11 protein-coding genes, 3 tRNA genes and 2 pseudogenes are annotated in these 16745 nt (G+C 71.0%); 8 read left to right on the plus strand and 8 right to left on the minus strand.

The window, feature by feature from the left end; genetic code table 11:
• The first annotated feature begins 347 nt into the window (after positions 1-347).
• Both AB0N14_RS05305 and AB0N14_RS05310 read left to right on the plus strand, forming a co-directional pair.
• On the plus strand, positions 348-620 hold the full coding sequence (locus AB0N14_RS05305) for a type II toxin-antitoxin system Phd/YefM family antitoxin (RefSeq protein WP_366024377.1): 273 nt from the start codon (positions 348-350) through the stop codon (positions 618-620).
• Positions 617-1063: a PIN domain-containing protein gene (locus AB0N14_RS05310; RefSeq protein WP_366024378.1), complete on the plus strand. Its 447-nt coding sequence runs from the start codon at positions 617-619 to the stop codon at positions 1061-1063. Before AB0N14_RS05305 ends, AB0N14_RS05310 begins: the two co-directional genes overlap by 4 nt.
• A gap of 342 nt (positions 1064-1405) precedes the next feature.
• Here the strand turns inward: AB0N14_RS05310 and AB0N14_RS05315 are convergent.
• From AB0N14_RS05315 to AB0N14_RS05325, 3 genes are all read right to left on the minus strand, one after another.
• Positions 1406-1482, minus strand: a tRNA-Ile gene (locus AB0N14_RS05315).
• Between the two features lie 176 nt (positions 1483-1658).
• Positions 1659-1731, minus strand: a tRNA-Asn gene (locus AB0N14_RS05320).
• Between the two features lie 5 nt (positions 1732-1736).
• Positions 1737-1809 (minus strand) — tRNA-Asn (locus AB0N14_RS05325).
• Between the two features lie 164 nt (positions 1810-1973).
• Between AB0N14_RS05325 and AB0N14_RS05330 the strand changes: the two genes are divergently transcribed.
• The 4 genes from AB0N14_RS05330 to AB0N14_RS05345 all read left to right on the plus strand — a co-directional run bounded on the left by AB0N14_RS05330 (position 1974) and on the right by AB0N14_RS05345 (position 7771).
• Positions 1974-2279 carry a YtxH domain-containing protein gene (locus tag AB0N14_RS05330; RefSeq protein ID WP_200417236.1) on the plus strand — a complete coding sequence of 102 codons (306 nt, stop codon included), beginning with the start codon at positions 1974-1976 and terminating at the stop codon, positions 2277-2279.
• A 91-nt stretch (positions 2280-2370) separates the two neighbouring features.
• The gene (locus AB0N14_RS05335; RefSeq protein WP_366024379.1) at positions 2371-3861 is read left to right on the plus strand and encodes an FGGY family carbohydrate kinase; all 1491 of its coding nucleotides are present in this window, start codon (positions 2371-2373) and stop codon (positions 3859-3861) included.
• Positions 3862-4109: 248 nt separating this feature from the next.
• Positions 4110-5843 carry an ABC transporter ATP-binding protein gene (locus AB0N14_RS05340; RefSeq protein ID WP_366024380.1) on the plus strand — a complete coding sequence of 578 codons (1734 nt, stop codon included), beginning with the start codon at positions 4110-4112 and terminating at the stop codon, positions 5841-5843.
• The gene (locus tag AB0N14_RS05345; RefSeq protein ID WP_366024381.1) at positions 5843-7771 is read left to right on the plus strand and encodes an ABC transporter ATP-binding protein; all 1929 of its coding nucleotides are present in this window, start codon (positions 5843-5845) and stop codon (positions 7769-7771) included. Before AB0N14_RS05340 ends, AB0N14_RS05345 begins: the two co-directional genes overlap by 1 nt.
• A 308-nt stretch (positions 7772-8079) precedes the next feature.
• Here AB0N14_RS05345 and AB0N14_RS05350 read toward each other — a convergent pair.
• The 5 genes and pseudogenes from AB0N14_RS05350 to AB0N14_RS05370 form a co-directional block, all read right to left on the minus strand.
• A pseudogene (locus AB0N14_RS05350) lies at positions 8080-9334 on the minus strand (RNA polymerase sigma factor).
• A gap of 113 nt (positions 9335-9447) precedes the next feature.
• Positions 9448-11352, minus strand: coding sequence for a DNA primase (gene dnaG / locus AB0N14_RS05355; protein WP_366024382.1), 1905 nt, complete (start codon positions 11350-11352; stop codon positions 9448-9450).
• A gap of 162 nt (positions 11353-11514) precedes the next feature.
• Positions 11515-12780 (minus strand): FAD-dependent oxidoreductase, encoded by a 1266-nt coding sequence (locus tag AB0N14_RS05360; protein ID WP_366024383.1) that lies wholly within the window; start codon positions 12778-12780, stop codon positions 11515-11517.
• A gap of 163 nt (positions 12781-12943) precedes the next feature.
• Positions 12944-14269, minus strand: a complete 1326-nt coding sequence (locus AB0N14_RS05365) for a deoxyguanosinetriphosphate triphosphohydrolase (RefSeq protein WP_366024384.1) — start codon at positions 14267-14269, stop codon at positions 12944-12946.
• A gap of 73 nt (positions 14270-14342) precedes the next feature.
• Positions 14343-15245 (minus strand): sirohydrochlorin chelatase, encoded by a 903-nt coding sequence (locus tag AB0N14_RS05370; protein WP_366024385.1) that lies wholly within the window; start codon positions 15243-15245, stop codon positions 14343-14345.
• Between the two features lie 173 nt (positions 15246-15418).
• Between AB0N14_RS05370 and AB0N14_RS05375 the strand changes: the two genes are divergently transcribed.
• Entirely contained in the window at positions 15419-16108 is a 690-nt protein-coding gene (locus tag AB0N14_RS05375) for an ElyC/SanA/YdcF family protein (RefSeq protein WP_366024600.1), read from the plus strand.
• A gap of 53 nt (positions 16109-16161) precedes the next feature.
• A pseudogene (locus AB0N14_RS05380) lies at positions 16162-16634 on the plus strand (membrane-associated oxidoreductase); the annotation flags it as partial.
• Positions 16635-16745: the final 111 nt, after the last annotated feature.

Here is a 16745-nt window from a genome sequence, read left to right on the forward strand (position 1 = left end):
GCAGAGTCCACGGGTGACGCAAAGCAGCCCTTGCCCTGCCAGACGTCGCGGCCTTCCCCCCGGTGAGGGCGCGGACGGCGTCGACGGTGACGTATGCGGCAAACGCGATGATTCTTCAGCGTGGCCCAGGACCCCGGGCCGTTCGGGTTCCCCTTGTCCGGGTAGTAGGCGAGCAACTACCTGCCGACACCATCGTGAGCGACCGCGGCATCGCCGCGCTCATCGCGCCTTCGGCTGCCCCGGCCGTATGCACCGCTGTGATAGCGGCAGTCGCACTTCGGCTGTTCCGCTGGACACGAATGACCGGCAGCGCCGTCACCGAGACCTAGTGTAGTAACATGTACTACATGGAGACCACTGCCCGCGAGTTCAACCAGAAGTCCTCGCAGATCCTTGCCGCCGCAGCCCGTGGCGAGACCGTCACGGTCACCAAGAACGGCACCCCGGTGGCACGGGTCGTACCGATAAGTGACACCGACATCCCCCCGTACCCCACCGACCCCATGGGCGACCTCGACCTTCCCGACCTCGGCCTGCCCGACCTCGGCCTGCCCGACCTCGGCCTGCCCGACCTCACCGACGACGAGATCGAGGACACGCTCAAGGGGATGGGCGCGTGACACTGATCGCCATCGCCGACACCAACGGCCTGTACCGCCTGCTCGACCCGAACCTCACCGGCCACCAGCAGCACAGAAAGGCACTGGCAGCGACCAGCCACCTGGTCATCTCCCCCCTGGTTCTGGCCGAGTTGGACTACCTGATCGCGACACGCGCCGGAGCCCGCAAAGCTCTGGCGGCGGCCCGGTTCATCGAACGCAACGTGGCGACGCGCCGATTCGAGGTACCGCCTGTCAGCGCACACCTGAGCGCGGCGATCGCGGTCGCAGAGGGGTACGCCGACGCCGACGGCGGCAAAGGCATCGGACTGACCGACGCCATGAACGTCGCCCTGGCCGCCGCCTACCGCACCGACGCCCTGCTCACCACCGACCATCACTTCCGCATGGTCCGCCCCCTGACCGGCCATCCCGCCTTCCGGCTCCTACCCGACGACCTGTAGGCCGCACCGCTCGGGCTACGCCGGGCGGCGTGGCGGCTCAGGGACAGGTACCAGTACCAGCCGCGTGCTCCGTTCCTACTCGAACCAGCATGCCGCTCTGCACTCAGCTCCAGGCCCTCGCGTCCACTATGCGTCCACTGGATCTTGGAGCACGGAGACCGCGAGGTGGTTTCCAGCGCACCCGATCGCTCACATCACTGCAGGTCAGAGCCACGCCGAGATCAGTCAGGCCACTCTCTGCGGCTTCCGACAGAACCCCTGAGCAGCGGATTCTCTCCGTTGGCACCGAGTAGGTGACCCAGAGGCACTGAAGAGACGTTTCCGCAGGTCAGGGTGCGTTACTGGTGGGGCGGGTGGGACTCGAACCCACGGCCGACGGATTATGAGTCCGCTGCTCTAACCGGCTGAGCTACCGCCCCGTCACGGCGTGTCGCGTACATGTGTGCGCGCCGTCTGCCGCAGCATAGCCGCTCATACGATCTCCTGCTTCGGATGGTCGTCTTCCGCGGCCCTTCATGACCTTGAGGACTTCGCCGCGGACGCGGCGGTTCCCCCGGACATGAAAAAGGACCCCGAAGGGTCCTCGTTCAGCATGCTCCCCCGACTGGACTCGAACCAGTAACCTGCCGGTTAACAGCCGGCTGCTCTGCCAATTGAGCTACGGAGGACCGAGCTCCCCCGACTGGACTCGAACCAGTAACCTGCCGGTTAACAGCCGGCTGCTCTGCCAATTGAGCTACGGAGGAATGCCTCGTTGCATCGAACGTACCTCCCCGGGTATCCGCCAGGGGGCGCTCGCTCGCTGCGACACATACATTAGCGCAAGCAGGGGGGTGCTCCGCCAACCGGTACTCCCCGACACCGGCGCCCACGCAAGGGACGACGCAGACGCAAGGGAAGGATGGCCGCCATGCGCTATCGGCTCACGTTCGTCGCCGGGCTGGTCCTGGGCTATGTGCTGGGAACACGGGCCGGGCGCGAGCGTTACGAGCAGTTGAAGAAATCCGCCCGGCAGGTCGCGCAGAACCCTGCCGTGCGCAACACCGCCGAGACCGCCGCACACCAGGGCCGCGAGATCGCCGGGAAGGCCCTCCACGCGGTGGGGGCCAAGGTGGGCGACCACATGCCCGACTCGGTCGCCGACCGTGTGCGCTCACTGCGTGAACGCGGCACGAACGGCAGCGGCCCGGACGACTGGGGCACCAGCAACAGCTGACCCGGGGACCGGTGAACTGTCGCGCCGGGAGGGGCCCGCGGCTCCTCCCGGCGCGCACGTCCACCCCCTTCCGTACGGCAGAATTTCCGCCATGGGGATAGTCGCCGGGCTGGACAGTTCGCCCGATTTCACTCGCATCGTCGTCTGCGACACGGACACGGGGGCCGTGCTCAGGCAGGGGTATGCGCCGCATCCGGTGGAGACCCCCGAGGATGGGGGTACCGCCCGCGCGAGCGGAGCCGAGCGTGGGGGAGGCCGTCCCTCCGACATCGACCCGCAGGCCTGGCTGCTGTCGCTCGGGGAGGCGGCCGGCGGCGGGCTCCTGGAGGGCGTGCAGGCCATCGGCGTCTCCGCGCAGGCGAACGCGCTGGTGCCGCTCGACACCCAGGGCGCCACCGTGCGCCCCGCGCTGGTCGGCGGCGACAAGCGGGCGCAGGTCGCGGCGGCCGACCTGATCGACGCGCTCGGCGGCCGGCATGCCTGGGCCGAGGCCGTCGGCTGCGTCCCACAGGCCGCGCAGCCCGTGACCAAGCTGCGCTGGCTCGCCAAGACGGAACCCGACAACGCGCTCCGTACCGCTGTGCTGATGCAGGCCCACGACTGGCTGGTGTGGCAGCTGCTCGGCCGCCCCGTGAGACGGACCACCGACCGGGGCGGCGCCTCCGGGACCGGGTACTGGTCGGCGGCGACCGGCACCTACCGCAGCGACCTCGTCGAGCTGGCCCTCGGCCACCAGGCCATGGTGCCCGAGGTGATCGGCCCCTCCGAGGCGGCCGGTACGACGCCGGAGGGGCTGCTGATCTCCGCCGGCACCGGGGAGACCATGGCCGCCGCGCTGGGTCTGGGCATCGGGCTCGGTGACGCGGTGGTCTCGCTCGGTGCCTCCGGGTCCGTGATGGCCGTCCACCCCGAGGCGCTCGTCGACTCCTCCGGGATGATCACCTCGCTGGCGGACGCCACGGGCATGCACCTGCCGGTGGTGACCACCCTGAACGCCGTGCGCACCCTGCGCGGCACCGCCGAACTCCTCGGTCTGCCGGACCTCGAGTCGCTGTCCGACCTGGCGATGAAGTCGACGCCCGGCTCGCACGGGCTCGTCCTGCTCCCCTACCTGGAGGGCGAGCGGACCCCGAACCTGCCACACACCGCGGGCACCCTGGCCGGGCTGCGGCGCGAGTCGATGAAGCCGGAGCACGTGGCGCGGGCCGCGTTCGAAGGCATGCTGTGCGGGCTCGCGGACGCCCTCGACGTGCTGCGCGGGCGCGGCGTGGAGGTGCGGCGGATCTTTCTGCTGGGTGCCGCCGCGGAGCTGCCCGCCGTGCAGGCGGCGGCGCCCTCGCTGTTCGGCGCGCAGGTCGTCGTCCCCCAACCGGCGGACTACGCGGCGATCGGCGCGGCCCGCCAGGCGGCCTGGTCGCTCGGCGTCTCCCAGGGCACCCTCGACCCGCGCACCCCGCCCCCGTGGCAGGGCGCGGCGGCCCAGGTCCTGGAGCCGGGCGAGGAACTCGCGGTGGGCCAGGCCGTACGGCAGCAGTACGTGTCGGTACGCGAGCAGACGCATCCGGGAGCGTTCCGCCCGTAGACGCGCTGATCGTCGCGGCCGTAGAGGCGGCTATGTCGTCCATCTCACACGGCGTCACCCGCACGGCGGCCGCCCGGCGGTGACGCAGGTCACCACCCTTCAGGCCTACACCCGAAGGCCGAGCCCGCTCGGTCGTATGACCGCTGTCGGCTTAATCGGTTGAGGTAACGCGGGTGGAGTGTTCGACGATAGGGCGTGGTGCACCACCGACCGCCTCCCTTTTCGTCGACCACTCCGAGAGACCTCGCGTGCTCATACGACTTCTGAGGACCCACATGGGTCCGTACAAGAAACCGATAGCCCTGCTGGTGTTGCTGCAGTTCCTGCAGACCTGCGCCACGCTCTATCTGCCCACCCTGAACGCGCACATCATCGACAACGGTGTCGTGAAAGGGGACACGAACTACATCCTGGCCTTCGGCGGCCTCATGATCGGGGTCTCGATGGGCCAGGTCGTGTGCAACATGGGCGCCGTCTACTTCGGAGCCCGGACCGCGTCGGCCGTCGGCCGGGACATCAGGGCAGCCGTCTTCGACCGGGTGCAGTCGTTCTCCTCCCGTGAGGTGGGTCACTTCGGCGCGCCGTCGCTGATCACCCGCACCACGAACGACGTGCAGCAGGTGCAGATGCTCGCCCTGATGACGTTCACCCTGATGGTGTCGGCGCCGATCATGTGCGTGGGCGGCATCGTCCTGGCGCTCGGTCTGGACGTGCCGCTGTCCGGTGTCCTGGTCGCCGTGGTGCCCGTGCTGGGCATTTCCGTGACGCTGATCGTGCGCCGGCTGCGGCCGCTGTTCCGCACCATGCAGGTCCGCCTCGACACGGTGAACCGGGTGCTGCGCGAGCAGATCTCCGGCAACCGGGTCATCCGCGCCTTCGTCCGCGACGACTACGAGAAGGAGCGCTTCAAGGGCTCGAACACCGAGCTCACCGACGTGGCCCTTGCCACCGGCCGCACGCTGGCGCTGATGTTCCCGCTGGTGATGACCGTGGTGAACCTCTCCTCGATCGCCGTGGTCTGGTTCGGCGCGCACCGCATCGACAGCGGCGGCATGCAGATCGGCGACCTGACGGCGTTCCTCGCCTACCTCATGCAGATCGTCATGTCCGTGATGATGGCCACCTTCATGTTCATGATGGTGCCGCGCGCGGAGGTCTGCGCCGAGCGCATCCAGGACGTCCTCGGCACCTCCTCCAGCGTCGTACCGCCCACCGCGCCCGTCTCCGAACTGCGCAGGCACGGTCATCTGGAGATCCGGGACGCCGGGTTCCGCTATCCGGGTGCGGAGGAGCCGGTGCTCAAGGCCATCGACCTGGTGGCGCGGCCCGGCGAGATCACGGCCGTCATCGGGTCCACCGGCAGCGGAAAGTCCACCCTGCTCGGGCTGATCCCCCGTCTGTTCGACGCCACCGAGGGCGAGGTCCTCGTGGACGGTGTGGACGTGCGGGAGATCGAGCCGAAGCTGCTGGCCAAGACGGTCGGGCTGGTGCCGCAGAAGCCGTACCTGTTCGCGGGCACGGTCGCCACGAACCTGCGCTACGGCAATCCGGACGCCACCGACGAGGAGCTGTGGCACGCGCTGGAGGTGGCGCAGGCCAAGGACTTCGTCTCCGAGCTGGAGAACGGGCTGGACTCCCCCATCGCGCAGGGCGGCACCAACGTCTCCGGTGGCCAGCGGCAGCGCCTCGCGATCGCCCGCACCCTGGTGCAGCGCCCGGAGATCTACCTCTTCGACGACTCCTTCTCCGCGCTCGACTACGCCACCGACGCGGCCCTGCGGGCGGCGCTCACCCGGGAGACCGCCGAGGCGACCGTCGTCATCGTCGCCCAGCGGGTGGCGACCATCCGGGACGCCGACCGGATCGTGGTCCTGGACGAGGGCAGTGTCGTCGGCACCGGCCGCCATCACGAGCTGATGGCGGACAACGAGACCTACCGGGAGATCGTGCTCTCCCAGCTCACGGAAGCGGAGGCTGCCTGATGGCCGGGCCCATGCGGGGGATGATGGGCGGGGGCGGCCCCGACCAGCGCTCGATGGACTTCAAGGGGTCCGGGAAACGGCTCCTCGCCCAGTTCGCACCCGAACGCCCCACCATGATCGCGATGCTGCTCTGCGGTGTGCTGAGCGTCGGGCTGTCCGTGGTCGGGCCGAAGATCCTGGGCAGGGCGACGGACCTCGTCTTCGCGGGGATCATCGGCCGTCAGATGCCGGCGGGCCTGAGCAAGGAGCAGGTCCTCGACTCCATGCGGAAGCGGGGCCAGGGCGGCATCGCCGACATGCTCTCCGGCACGGACTTCACCCCGGGCAAGGGCATCGACTTCGGTGCCGTGGGGAACGTCCTGCTGCTCGCGCTGTGCACGTTCCTGGTGGCCGGCCTCCTGATGGCGGTGTCGACGAGGCTCTCCAACCGGGCCATCAACAGGACGATCTACCGTATCCGCGAGGATGTGCAGGCGAAGCTGTCGCGGCTTCCGCTGTCCTACTTCGACCAGCGGCAGCGCGGTGAGGTGCTCAGCCGCGCGACCAACGACATCGACAACATCCAGCAGACGCTGTCGCAGTCGATGGGCCAGCTCGTCAACTCGCTGCTGACGATCGTCGGCGTGCTGGCGGTGATGTTCTGGGTGTCGTGGCTGCTGGCGCTGGTCGCCCTGGTGACCGTGCCGCTGTCGTTCTTCGTCGCGACCCGCGTCGGCAAGCGGTCGCAGCCGCACTTCGTGCAGCAGTGGCGCACCACCGGCAAGCTGAACGCCCACATCGAGGAGATGTACACCGGGCACACGCTGGTGAAGGTGTTCGGTCGGCAGGAGGAGTCGGCCAAGCAGTTCGCGGAGCAGAACGAGACGCTGTACGAGGCGGGGTTCCGCGCGCAGTTCAACAGCGGTGTGATGCAGCCGCTGATGATGTTCGTGTCCAACCTGAACTATGTGCTGGTCGCGGTGGTCGGCGGTCTCCGGGTCGCGTCGGGCGCCCTGTCGATCGGTGATGTGCAGGCCTTCATCCAGTACTCGCGGCAGTTCTCGATGCCGCTCACGCAGGTCGCGTCGATGGCGAACCTGGTGCAGTCGGGTGTCGCCTCGGCGGAGCGGATCTTCGAACTGCTGGACGCGGAGGAGCAGGGGGCCGACCCCGAGCGCGGGCTGCGCCCGGAGGAGCTGCGCGGGCGGGTCGCGCTGGAGAACGTGTCGTTCCGCTACGACCCGGAGAAGCCGCTCATCGAGAACCTGTCGCTGAAGGTGGAGCCGGGCCAGACGGTCGCGATCGTGGGCCCGACAGGAGCGGGCAAGACCACGCTCGTCAACCTGCTGATGCGGTTCTACGACGTCACCGGCGGGCGGATCACGCTCGACGGGGTCGACATCGCGAAGATGTCCCGGGACGAACTGCGGTCCTCGATCGGGATGGTGCTGCAGGACACCTGGCTGTTCGGCGGCACCATCGCGGAGAACATCGCCTACGGCGCCTCCCGTGAGGTCACGCGCGGCGAGATCGAGGAGGCGGCGCGGGCGGCCCACGCGGACCGGTTCATCCGTACGCTGCCGGACGGCTACGACACCGTGATCGACGACGAGGGGACGGGGGTCAGCGCGGGTGAGAAGCAGCTCATCACGATCGCGCGGGCGTTCCTGTCGGACCCGGTGATCCTGGTGCTGGACGAGGCGACGAGTTCCGTGGACACGCGGACCGAGGTGCTGATCCAGAAGGCGATGGCGAAGCTGGCGCACGGGCGGACGTCGTTCGTGATCGCGCACCGGCTGTCGACGATCCGGGACGCCGACACGATCCTCGTGATGGAGAACGGCTCCATCGTCGAACAGGGCTCGCACACGGAGCTGTTGGCCGCGGACGGGGCGTACGCACGGCTGTACAAGGCACAGTTCGCGCAGGCTGTCGCCGAGGTCGACTGATCCCCCGGGGGGCCGCCCGAACGGGCGGTCCCCGGGGCCTGTCTTTCGGATCAGGTCGGCTGCGAGGAACAGTCCTCTTCAGCCCAGCCGAGCGGGTCTGGTGCGTGCAACTGCAAGGCGGCGGAGGCTGTGACATCAGCCGCTACCGCGGCGGGCGACGCGATGGGGGTCCCCCCGCGCGAGCGTGTTCGAGCGTGGGGGAGTCGGCGACCGACGACAACACCGCTGGGGGTGCCCCCACGCCGTCAAGGCAGTGGGGGGACTGCGTGCCAGCGCCTGCGACGCCGAGCTGATCCGAGAGACAGGCCCTAGTCCAGGTAGCCCCTCAGCTGGTCCGCGAAGGCGTGGTCCCGGAGCTTGTTCAGCGTCTTGGACTCGATCTGGCGGATGCGTTCGCGGGTGACGCCGAAGATGCGGCCTATCTCCTCCAGGGTGCGGGGGCGGCCGTCGACAAGTCCGTACCGCAGCTGGACGACCTTGCGCTCCCTCTCCCCCAGCGTGGACAGGACCGCTTCCAGGTGCTCCCTGAGCAGCAGGAACGCTGCGGACTCCACCGGGCTGGTGGCGTCGCCGTCCTCGATGAGGTCGCCGAGGGCCACGTCGTCCTCCTCGCCCACGGGGGCGTGCAGGGAGACGGGCTCCTGGGCGAGCCTCAGCACCTCGCTGACCCGCTCGCTGGGCAGTTCCAGATGCGCGGCGACCTCTTCCGGGGTCGGTTCGTAGCCGCGTTCCTGGAGCATCCGGCGCTGGACGCGGATGACCCGGTTGATCAGCTCGACGACGTGGACCGGGACGCGGATGGTGCGGGCCTGGTCGGCGAGGGCGCGGGACATGGCCTGACGGATCCACCAGGTCGCGTACGTGGAGAACTTGTAGCCGCGGGCGTAGTCGAACTTCTCGACGGCCCTGATCAGACCGAGGTTTCCCTCCTGCACGAGGTCGAGCATGGTCAGCCCGCGGCCGACGTACCGCTTGGCGACGGAGACGACGAGACGCAGATTGGCCTCTATCAGCCGCCGCTTGGCCATGCGCCCCATGACGACGAGCCGGTCCAGGTCGAGCGCGAGCCGGGTGTCCAGGTCGGGGGTGCTGAGGAGCTTTTCCTCGGCGAACAGGCCGGCTTCGACGCGGCGGGCGAGTTCGACCTCCTCGGCGGCCGTCAGCAGCGGGATGCGCCCGATCTCGCGCAGATACTGGCGGAACAGGTCGGAGGAGGGGCTACCGGTGTCGGCACGGTCGCGGAGGGCTTCGACGGGTTCAGCGGGTTCGACGGGGTCGAGCGGCTCCTCGAGCTCGGACGGGCCCGATGGCTCCGGCTCGGCCTCCGTCTCGGGGTGGTGCGCGAGCCGGTTCTGCGGCGGCACCGCCGGAAGGACGTCGGCCTCCGCGTCCGGCTCGTCGTTCAGGATCTCCGGTTGGGTGAGGGTCTGGGTCTGCACGGGGGCGACCTCCAGGAATGTCGCTGCTTCAGGCGTGCGGCAGCGGTACGTCGGTGAGCGGAACCGCGGGGGTGTCGGACCCGCCGCCATGGGCGGGCCGGCCGCGCTCCGAGGACTCAGGCACCGGAACCCAGTGTGGAGTACGACACATCACCGCCACGAGGGTTGTGCGCCCACTTTTTGAGTCCGGTCCGTGACCGGGTGGTTACGCTGCCGCACGGGTGTGCGGTACGCCGCCTACAGCGCGGTCGCTCCCCGCGCCCGCAGCGCCTGGTCGTACTGCTGCAGTACCCACAGCTCGTTCTGGACTGCCGCCAGTTGGGCCTGGTCGCCGTGTGTACCCAGGCGGGTCAGGGTGGACTGGATGTCGCGGATCCGGCGTTCGACCGCGCGGCGGCGGACCGTGACGAGGACCGTGCCCGCGTACACGTCGTCCACCGTCCTTCGCATGATCGCCTCGACGGCCAGTTCCGTGACCATCGCGCGCACCGTGTCGTCGGGCGCCGCGTCGCGGACCCGGACCAGGTACTCCTGCGGGTCCTGCGCGCCCCACTCCGCGCCGCCCGCCTCCATGATCGCCTGCCGTACGGCCGCGTACGGCGCCGCGGTGAACTCGTCGACCCCGTAGGCGTCGAATGCGGGCGACACCAACTCCGGCCGCTGGAGGGCGAGTTTCAGCAGCTCACGCTCGGTCGCGTAGACCGGGTTGCGAAGGGTGAGCGCCGGGCCGGAGACCGCCGGGCGGGGCGCCGCCTCGTAGCGCTCCGCCGGGCGCGGTCCCGTCGGCGCCGGGCCCCTGCCGCCCCGGTCGCGCGCCCAACGGGCCAGCTGCGCCACCCGCTTGACCACGAACTGCGTGTCCAGGATGCCGAGCATGCCCGCGAGCTGGACCGCCACCTCGTGCTGCGCGCCGCTGTTCTTGATGCGGGCCACGACCGGCGCCGCCTCGTCCAGCGCGGCCGCCCTGCCCGCCGGGGTCTCCAGGTCGTAGCGGCCGACGATCTGGCGCAGCGCGAACTCGAAGAGCGGTGTACGCGGCTCCGCCAGGTCCGCGACCGCCTCGTCGCCCTTGGCGAGCCGCAGGTCGCAGGGGTCCATGCCGTCCGGCGCGATCGCGATGTACGTCTCGGCGGCGAACTTCTGGTCGTCCTCGAAGGCGCGCAGGGCCGCCTTCTGACCGGCCGCGTCGCCGTCGAAGGTGAAGATGACGCGGGCGCTGCCGTTGTCCATCAGCAGCCGCCGCAGGATCTTGATGTGCTCGCCGCCGAAGGCCGTGCCGCAGGTCGCGATGGCCGTCGTGACGCCCGCGAGGTGGCAGGCCATGACGTCGGTGTAACCCTCGACGACCACGGCCCGGCTGGTCTTCGCGATCTCCTTCTTCGCCAGGTCGATGCCGTACAGGACCTGGGACTTCCGGTAGATCGCCGTTTCGGGGGTGTTGAGGTACTTCGGGCCGGTGTCCGCCTCGTAGAGCTTGCGGGCGCCGAAGCCGACCACGTCGCCGCCGATGTCCCGGACCGGCCACATCAGCCGGCCGCGGAAGCGGTCGATGGGGCCCCGGCGGCCCTCCTGGGACAGGCCGGAGAGGATCAGCTCCTTGTCGCTGAAGCCCTTGCCGCGCAGATAACGGGTGAGGTGGTCCCAGCCCTGCGGGCTGTAGCCGACGCCGAAGTGCACGGCGGCGGCCTGGTCGAAGCCGCGCTCGGCCAGGAACTTCCGCCCCGCCTCGGCCTCCGGGCTCGCGTCGAGCTGCTCGGCGTACCACTGGGCGGCCAGCTGGTGGGCCTCCACCAGGCGGATGCGTTCGCCGCGCTGGTGGGTGGGGTTGTACCCGCCCTCCTCGTACCGCAGCGTGATGCCCGCGCGGGCGGCCAGGCGCTCGACCGCCTCCGAGAACGAGAGGTGGTCGACCTTCATCACGAACGTGATGGTGTCGCCGCCCTCCTGGCAGCCGAAGCAGTGGAACAGCCCCTTACTGGGGCTGACCTGGAAGGACGGCGACTTCTCGTCATGGAAGGGGCACAGCCCCTTCAGGTTTCCCCCGCCGGCGTTGCGCAGCTGGAGGTACTCGGACACGACGGCGTCGATCGGGACAGCGTCCCGTACCGCCTTCACGTCCTCGTCGTTGATCCGTCCTGCCACGCGTGAATTCTACGGGGCAGAACTGACACGCCTGGGGCAGGCGGGCAAGCCTCCGGCCGGGGGTCCGGCCCGCCGCGCAGCGGCTGTCGGATGCGGCGCCCCTCGGGAATCACAGCACGGGGACGGTGTGACAGGCGGCGACAGCGGACGGCGTCCGTCGTCTCACGGGGCCAGGCTCTCCAACGGCACCCCCGGGTCCGACAACGCCTCCGGGTCCACCACCGTCCGCTCCCGGATCAGCTTCTGGATGCGGTCCGTGACATCCCACACATTCACGTTCATCCCGGCCAGCACCCTGCCCTCCTTCAGCCAGAAGGCGATGAAGTGCCGCTTGCCGGCGTCCCCCCGGATCACCACCTCGTCGTACGTCCCGGGCGGCGCCCATCCCGAGTACTCCATCCCCACGTCGTACTGGTCGGAGAAGAAGTACGGCACCCGGTCGTACGCCACCTCGCGCCCGAGCATCGCGCGGGCGGCGGCCGGGCCGCCGTTCAGGGCGTTCGCCCAGTGCTCGACGCGCAGCCGGGTGCCGAAGAGGGGGTGGTGGAAGGACGCCACGTCACCGGCCGCGTAGATGTCGGGGTCGGAGGTGCGCAGTGACGCGTCCACCGCGATACCGCCCCCGTGCGCCGGGTCCGCCAGCTCCAGCCCGGCCGCCTCCGCGAGAGCGGCCCTGGGAGCCGCGCCGATCGCGGCGAGCACGTCGTGCGCGGGGTGCTCCTCGCCGTCGTCGGTGCGGGCTGCCAGCACCATGCCGTCCTGGCCGATGATCTCGGTGAGCCGGACCCCGAAGTGGAAGCGGACCCCGTGGTCGCGGTGCAGCTCCGCGAACAGCTCGCCCAGCTCGGGGCCGAGGACGTGGTGCAGCGGGGTCGGCGCGGACTGGATGACGGTGACCTCCGCGCCGTACTCGCGGGCCGCCGCCGCGACCTCGAGGCCGATCCAGCCGGCGCCCGCGATCACGATGTGGCCGTTGTCCCGGCCGAGGGCGGTGAGGACGCCCTTGAGGCGCTCGGCGTGGGCGAGCCGGCGCAGGTGGTGGACGCCGGCGAGGTCCGTGCCGGGGATGTCCAGCCGGCGGGGCTCCGCGCCGGTGACGAGGAGCAGCTTGTCGTAGTGGACGAGCGTGCCGTCGTCGCCGAAGCGGACCGTCTTCGCGGCGCGGTCGATGGCGTCGACGCTCTGGCCGAGGTGCAGCTCGATGTCGTTGCGCGCGTACCAGGAGGGCTCGTGGACGAAGACGCTGTCGCGCTCCTCCTTGCCGAGCAGGTAGCCCTTGGAGAGGGGAGGCCGTTCGTACGGGTGGTCCCGTTCGTCGCAGATCAGTATCACGCGGCCGCTGAAGCCCTCCGCTCGGAGCGTCTCGGCCGCCTTGGCGCCGGCGAGACCTCCTCCGACGATGACGAATGTCTGATCCGCGTCGACCACTTGATGCCTCCTCGTAAGGATGTCGCCACATGCGAGCCTCCCGCACGGGAGCGGGCTGCGGGAAGAGGGAGTGCCCCGATCAGGCCACGGAAGGGCACGACCGGCCGTCACGTGCCGCCGTCATGTACGGGTCATGGCGGGTCGTGTGCGGGTCATGTGCCGGTCATGCGCGCCCCGTCAGCCGCGCGTGCAGGTGGCCGGCCGAGGCGTCCGTGAGCGAGGCGATCTGGTCGACGATCACCCGCTTGCGGGCGCGGTCGTCGGCGGCCTCCTCGAACAGCGCCCGGAACTGCGGGTCCAGTCCGTCGGGCGCGCGGGCGGTGAGCGCCTCGGCCAGTTCGGCGACGACGACGCGCTGGTCGGCGCGGATCCGCTCCTGCTCGGCGCGCTGCATCACATACAGGTCGGCGACCGCCTTGAGGACCGCGCACTCCATGCGGGTGCTGCGGGGTACGACCAGCTCGGCGGCGTATCTGGTCAGGCGCCCGCTGCCGAACGCCCCCCGGGTGGCGCCCTCCGCCGCCAGGCAGAAGCGGCCGATGAGCTGGCTGGTGGCGTCCTTGAGGCGGCCCTGGGCGATGGCGGAGCCGTCGTATTCGCGTGGCCACCACTGCTGGGCGAGGAGCCGGTCGAGGGCTTCGGCCAGTTCCCCGGGGTCGGTGTCCGCGGGCACGTACCGGCCGAGGGCGACGGCGAAGACCGCCTGCCGCTCCGGTTCGACGTGCAGGCTGCTGGGGTGGATGTATCCGGCGTGCAGGCCGTCCTCGAAGTCGTGCACGGAGTAGGCCACGTCGTCGGACCAGTCCATGACCTGGGCCTCGAAGCAGGTGCGGTGGCCGGGGGCGCCCTTGCGGAACCAGTCGAAGACGGGGCGGTCGTCCTCGTAGACGCCGAACTTCGCGGAGGCCGGGTCGGTGGGGTGGGCGCCGCGCGGCCAGGGGTACTTGGTGGCGGCGTCGAGGACGGCGCGGGTGAGGTTGAGGCCGACGCTGACGACTTCGTCGGTGCAGACGCTGTGGACGAACCGCTTGGGCTCGATGCGGGTGAGCAGGCGAAGGGACTGGGCGTTGCCCTCGAAGCCGCCGCAGTCGTGAGCGAACTCGTTCAGCGCCTGTTCGCCGTTGTGCCCGAAGGGCGGGTGGCCGAGGTCGTGGGAGAGGCAGGCGGCCTCCACGAGGTCGGGGTCGCAGCCGAGGGCGGCGCCGAGCTCCCGGCCGACCTGGGCGCATTCCAGCGAGTGGGTGAGCCGGGTGCGGGGGCTGGCGTCCCAGACCTCGCTCCTCGTCCCGGGGGTGACGACCTGGGTCTTGCCCGCCAGACGGCGCAGCGCGGCCGAGTGCAGCACGCGGGCGCGGTCGCGCTGGAAGGCGGTGCGGCCGGGGCGTTTGTCGGGCTCGGCGGCCCAGCGCTCGGTGTCCGAGGCGTCGTACGCCGAACCGTTCTCGCAGCGTGTGGGGGTTTCGTGGGCCTTCGGTGCGATCCCGTCCATGACCTGACAGTAATCGCAGCCACGGACAATCGGGATGTCGTCGTCCGTTGCTCGCCGGAAGGTCAGGCGTGCTTCAGGCCGATGCCAGCGCGGGCTCCGTGGCCGCCCCCGGGGTCGCGAGGCCCTGGTCGTAGCGGTGCAGGACCAGGCGGGCCATCGCCGCGTGGGCGCCGAGAGGGGCCGCCGCGATCCACGGGGCGGCCCCGGCGCACTCCGTGTGGAAGCGGCCGGGGGCGGTGAAGTACGAGGCGACGGCGACCCGGTGGCGGCCGCGGGCGGCCAGCGCGCGGACCGCTTGGGGCACGGTGGGCGCGGCGGCGGAGGCGTAGGCGGGGACGACGGGGACACCGAGGCGTTCGGCGAGGAGCTGGGCGGTGCGGCGGGTGTCGAGGGCGGATTCGGGGTCGCGGGAGCCCGCGGCGGCCAGCACCACCGCGCCGGCACGGCGCCGGGCGTCGCTCATGCCGACCGGCCAGCCGGCCTCGACCAGCCGGGCGTAAAGAGTCTCCACGAGGAGCGGGTGCGGGCCGAGCGGGGCCGCCACGCGCGTGTGGGCGCGCGCCGCTGCCGCCGCCTCGGGGATGTCCTGCTTGACGTGGTAGCCGCGGCTGAGCAGCAGCGGTACGAGGACGGCGTGAGCGTCACCGAGGGTGGCGAGGGTGTCGGGCAGCAGCGGCTCGTTCAGCTCGATGTGCCCGAGGCGCACCGGCAGGTGCGGGCGCAGCTCGCGGACCCGTTCCATGAGGGTCCGTACCGTCGCCAGGGCGCGCGGGTCGCGGCTGCCGTGCGCGACGAGGACGAGCGCGGGCGGGGCGGGACGCCGGCTGCCGTCGAGCGAGACGAGGCTGAGCTGACTGCCTAGCTGGCTGGTGATCCGGTTCATGAGCTGCGCCGTACTGTCGAGGTGGGCGCCACCGGGCGGCCGGCCGCCGGGGCGCAGGGGGGACTCGTCGGGTGGAAGGTTCGACGCCGTCATGCACCGATCCTGGCGGCGGCAGGTTGCCGCGCCGTTGCGCGGCCGTGACCGGGTTGTTTTCCGGCGTTTCACGGCGCGGGCGCGGAGGGTGTGAGGGGGCGCGAGGGGTGCGCGAACCGGATGGTCGCGAGGGGTGCGCGAACCGGATGGCCGTTCGCCGCGTCCCTCTGGACATGCCGGGCATGAAGATCCGCAGACCGAGGCTGCCGCGCACGCGCGCCGGACAGCGCGGGGCCGTTCAGGTCCTGGCCGCGCTGTGCGTGCTGGCGCTGCTGCCGGCCACCTGGTTGTACCTGACCGCGGCCGGCCGGCTGCGCACCGCCGCGGACGTGCCGCGCACCGAGGTCGCCGTCGTCTTCGGCGCGGGCCTGTGGGGCGGCGAGCCGTCGCCGTACCTCGCCCATCGCCTGGACGCGGCGGCGGGCCTGTACCGGGCGGGCCGGATCAAGGTCGTCCTGGTCACCGGGGACAACAGCCGCGAGGACTACGACGAGCCGGACGCGATGCGCGCGTACCTGGCGCGGCACGGCGTACCGCGCGAGCGGGTCGTGACCGACTACGCCGGCTTCGACACCTGGGACTCCTGCGTCCGGGCGAAGAAGATCTTCGGTGTCGACCGGGCCGTCCTGGTCAGCCAGGGCTTCCACATCCGCCGCGCGGTCGCCCTGTGCCAGGCGGCGGGCGTGACGTCGTACGGCGTCGGGGTGGACGACAAGCACGACGCGACCTGGTACTACGGCGGCACCCGGGAGGTCTTCGCGGCGGGCAAGGCGGCCCTCGACGCGCTGTTCCACCCGGACCCGACGTTCCTCGGGCCGAAGGAGCAGGGGGTCACGAAGGCGCTGGCGGGGGCACGGGACTGAGCGTGGAGATCACGGATCTGACGCCCGCCGAGCGCCGCGTGCGGGAGGCCGAACTGTGGCACTCCTACGAGCAGTTGAGCACGGCCTACCGCACCGCGGGCGACGACGCCGCCGCCCGCACCGTCCAGCCGGCCAAGCTGCGCCGCCACCGGCGCACCCTGCCCCGGTACGCCCGGCTGTGGGGGTATGCGCAGGACGCCGCCGTGGGCTACGGCTTCCGCCCGATGCGGGCCGCGGGCCGGCTGCTGGTGCTGCTGTGCACCGGTACGCTCGCCTTCGCGCTGCACCGTCCGCCCGCGCTGAAGCCGTCCGAGGCGCCGGGGTTCAACCCGTTCGTCTGCACCCTGGACCTGCTGCTGCCGATCACACCCTGGACCTGCTGCTGCCGATCGTCGACTTCGGTCAGCAGGGGGCGTACGCGCCGCGCGGCTGGTACCAGTGGCTGTCGTACCTGCTGATCGCCACCGGCCGGGTGCCGGCGACGACGATCGCGGCGGGCGTCGCGCGCTCGCTGAACCGGCAGTAGGCCCCGGCTGCGGACCTCACGCCGCCCCCGGTCCGGCGGGGAGGTCATGGTCCCGGCCGTGTAACGGGGCAGAGCGCGCCCTTGTAACACGTCCGACGCACGCTGAGCGGC

Source organism: Streptomyces sp. NPDC051104, assembly GCF_040682835.1.
GTDB classification, from domain to species: domain Bacteria; phylum Actinomycetota; class Actinomycetes; order Streptomycetales; family Streptomycetaceae; genus Streptomyces; species Streptomyces cynarae.

Coding starts and splice junctions, on each gene's coding strand:
- AB0N14_RS05305 (WP_366024377.1), top strand. CDS start 348: ATGGAGACCACTGCCCGCGAGTTCAACCAGAAGTCCTCGCAGATCCTT.
- AB0N14_RS05330 (WP_200417236.1), top strand. CDS start 1,974: ATGCGCTATCGGCTCACGTTCGTCGCCGGGCTGGTCCTGGGCTATGTG.
- AB0N14_RS05335 (WP_366024379.1), top strand. CDS start 2,371: ATGGGGATAGTCGCCGGGCTGGACAGTTCGCCCGATTTCACTCGCATC.
- AB0N14_RS05345 (WP_366024381.1), top strand. CDS start 5,843: ATGGCCGGGCCCATGCGGGGGATGATGGGCGGGGGCGGCCCCGACCAG.
- AB0N14_RS05365 (WP_366024384.1), bottom strand. CDS start 14,269: ATGGACGGGATCGCACCGAAGGCCCACGAAACCCCCACACGCTGCGAG.
- AB0N14_RS05370 (WP_366024385.1), bottom strand. CDS start 15,245: ATGACGGCGTCGAACCTTCCACCCGACGAGTCCCCCCTGCGCCCCGGC.
- AB0N14_RS05375 (WP_366024600.1), top strand. CDS start 15,419: ATGCCGGGCATGAAGATCCGCAGACCGAGGCTGCCGCGCACGCGCGCC.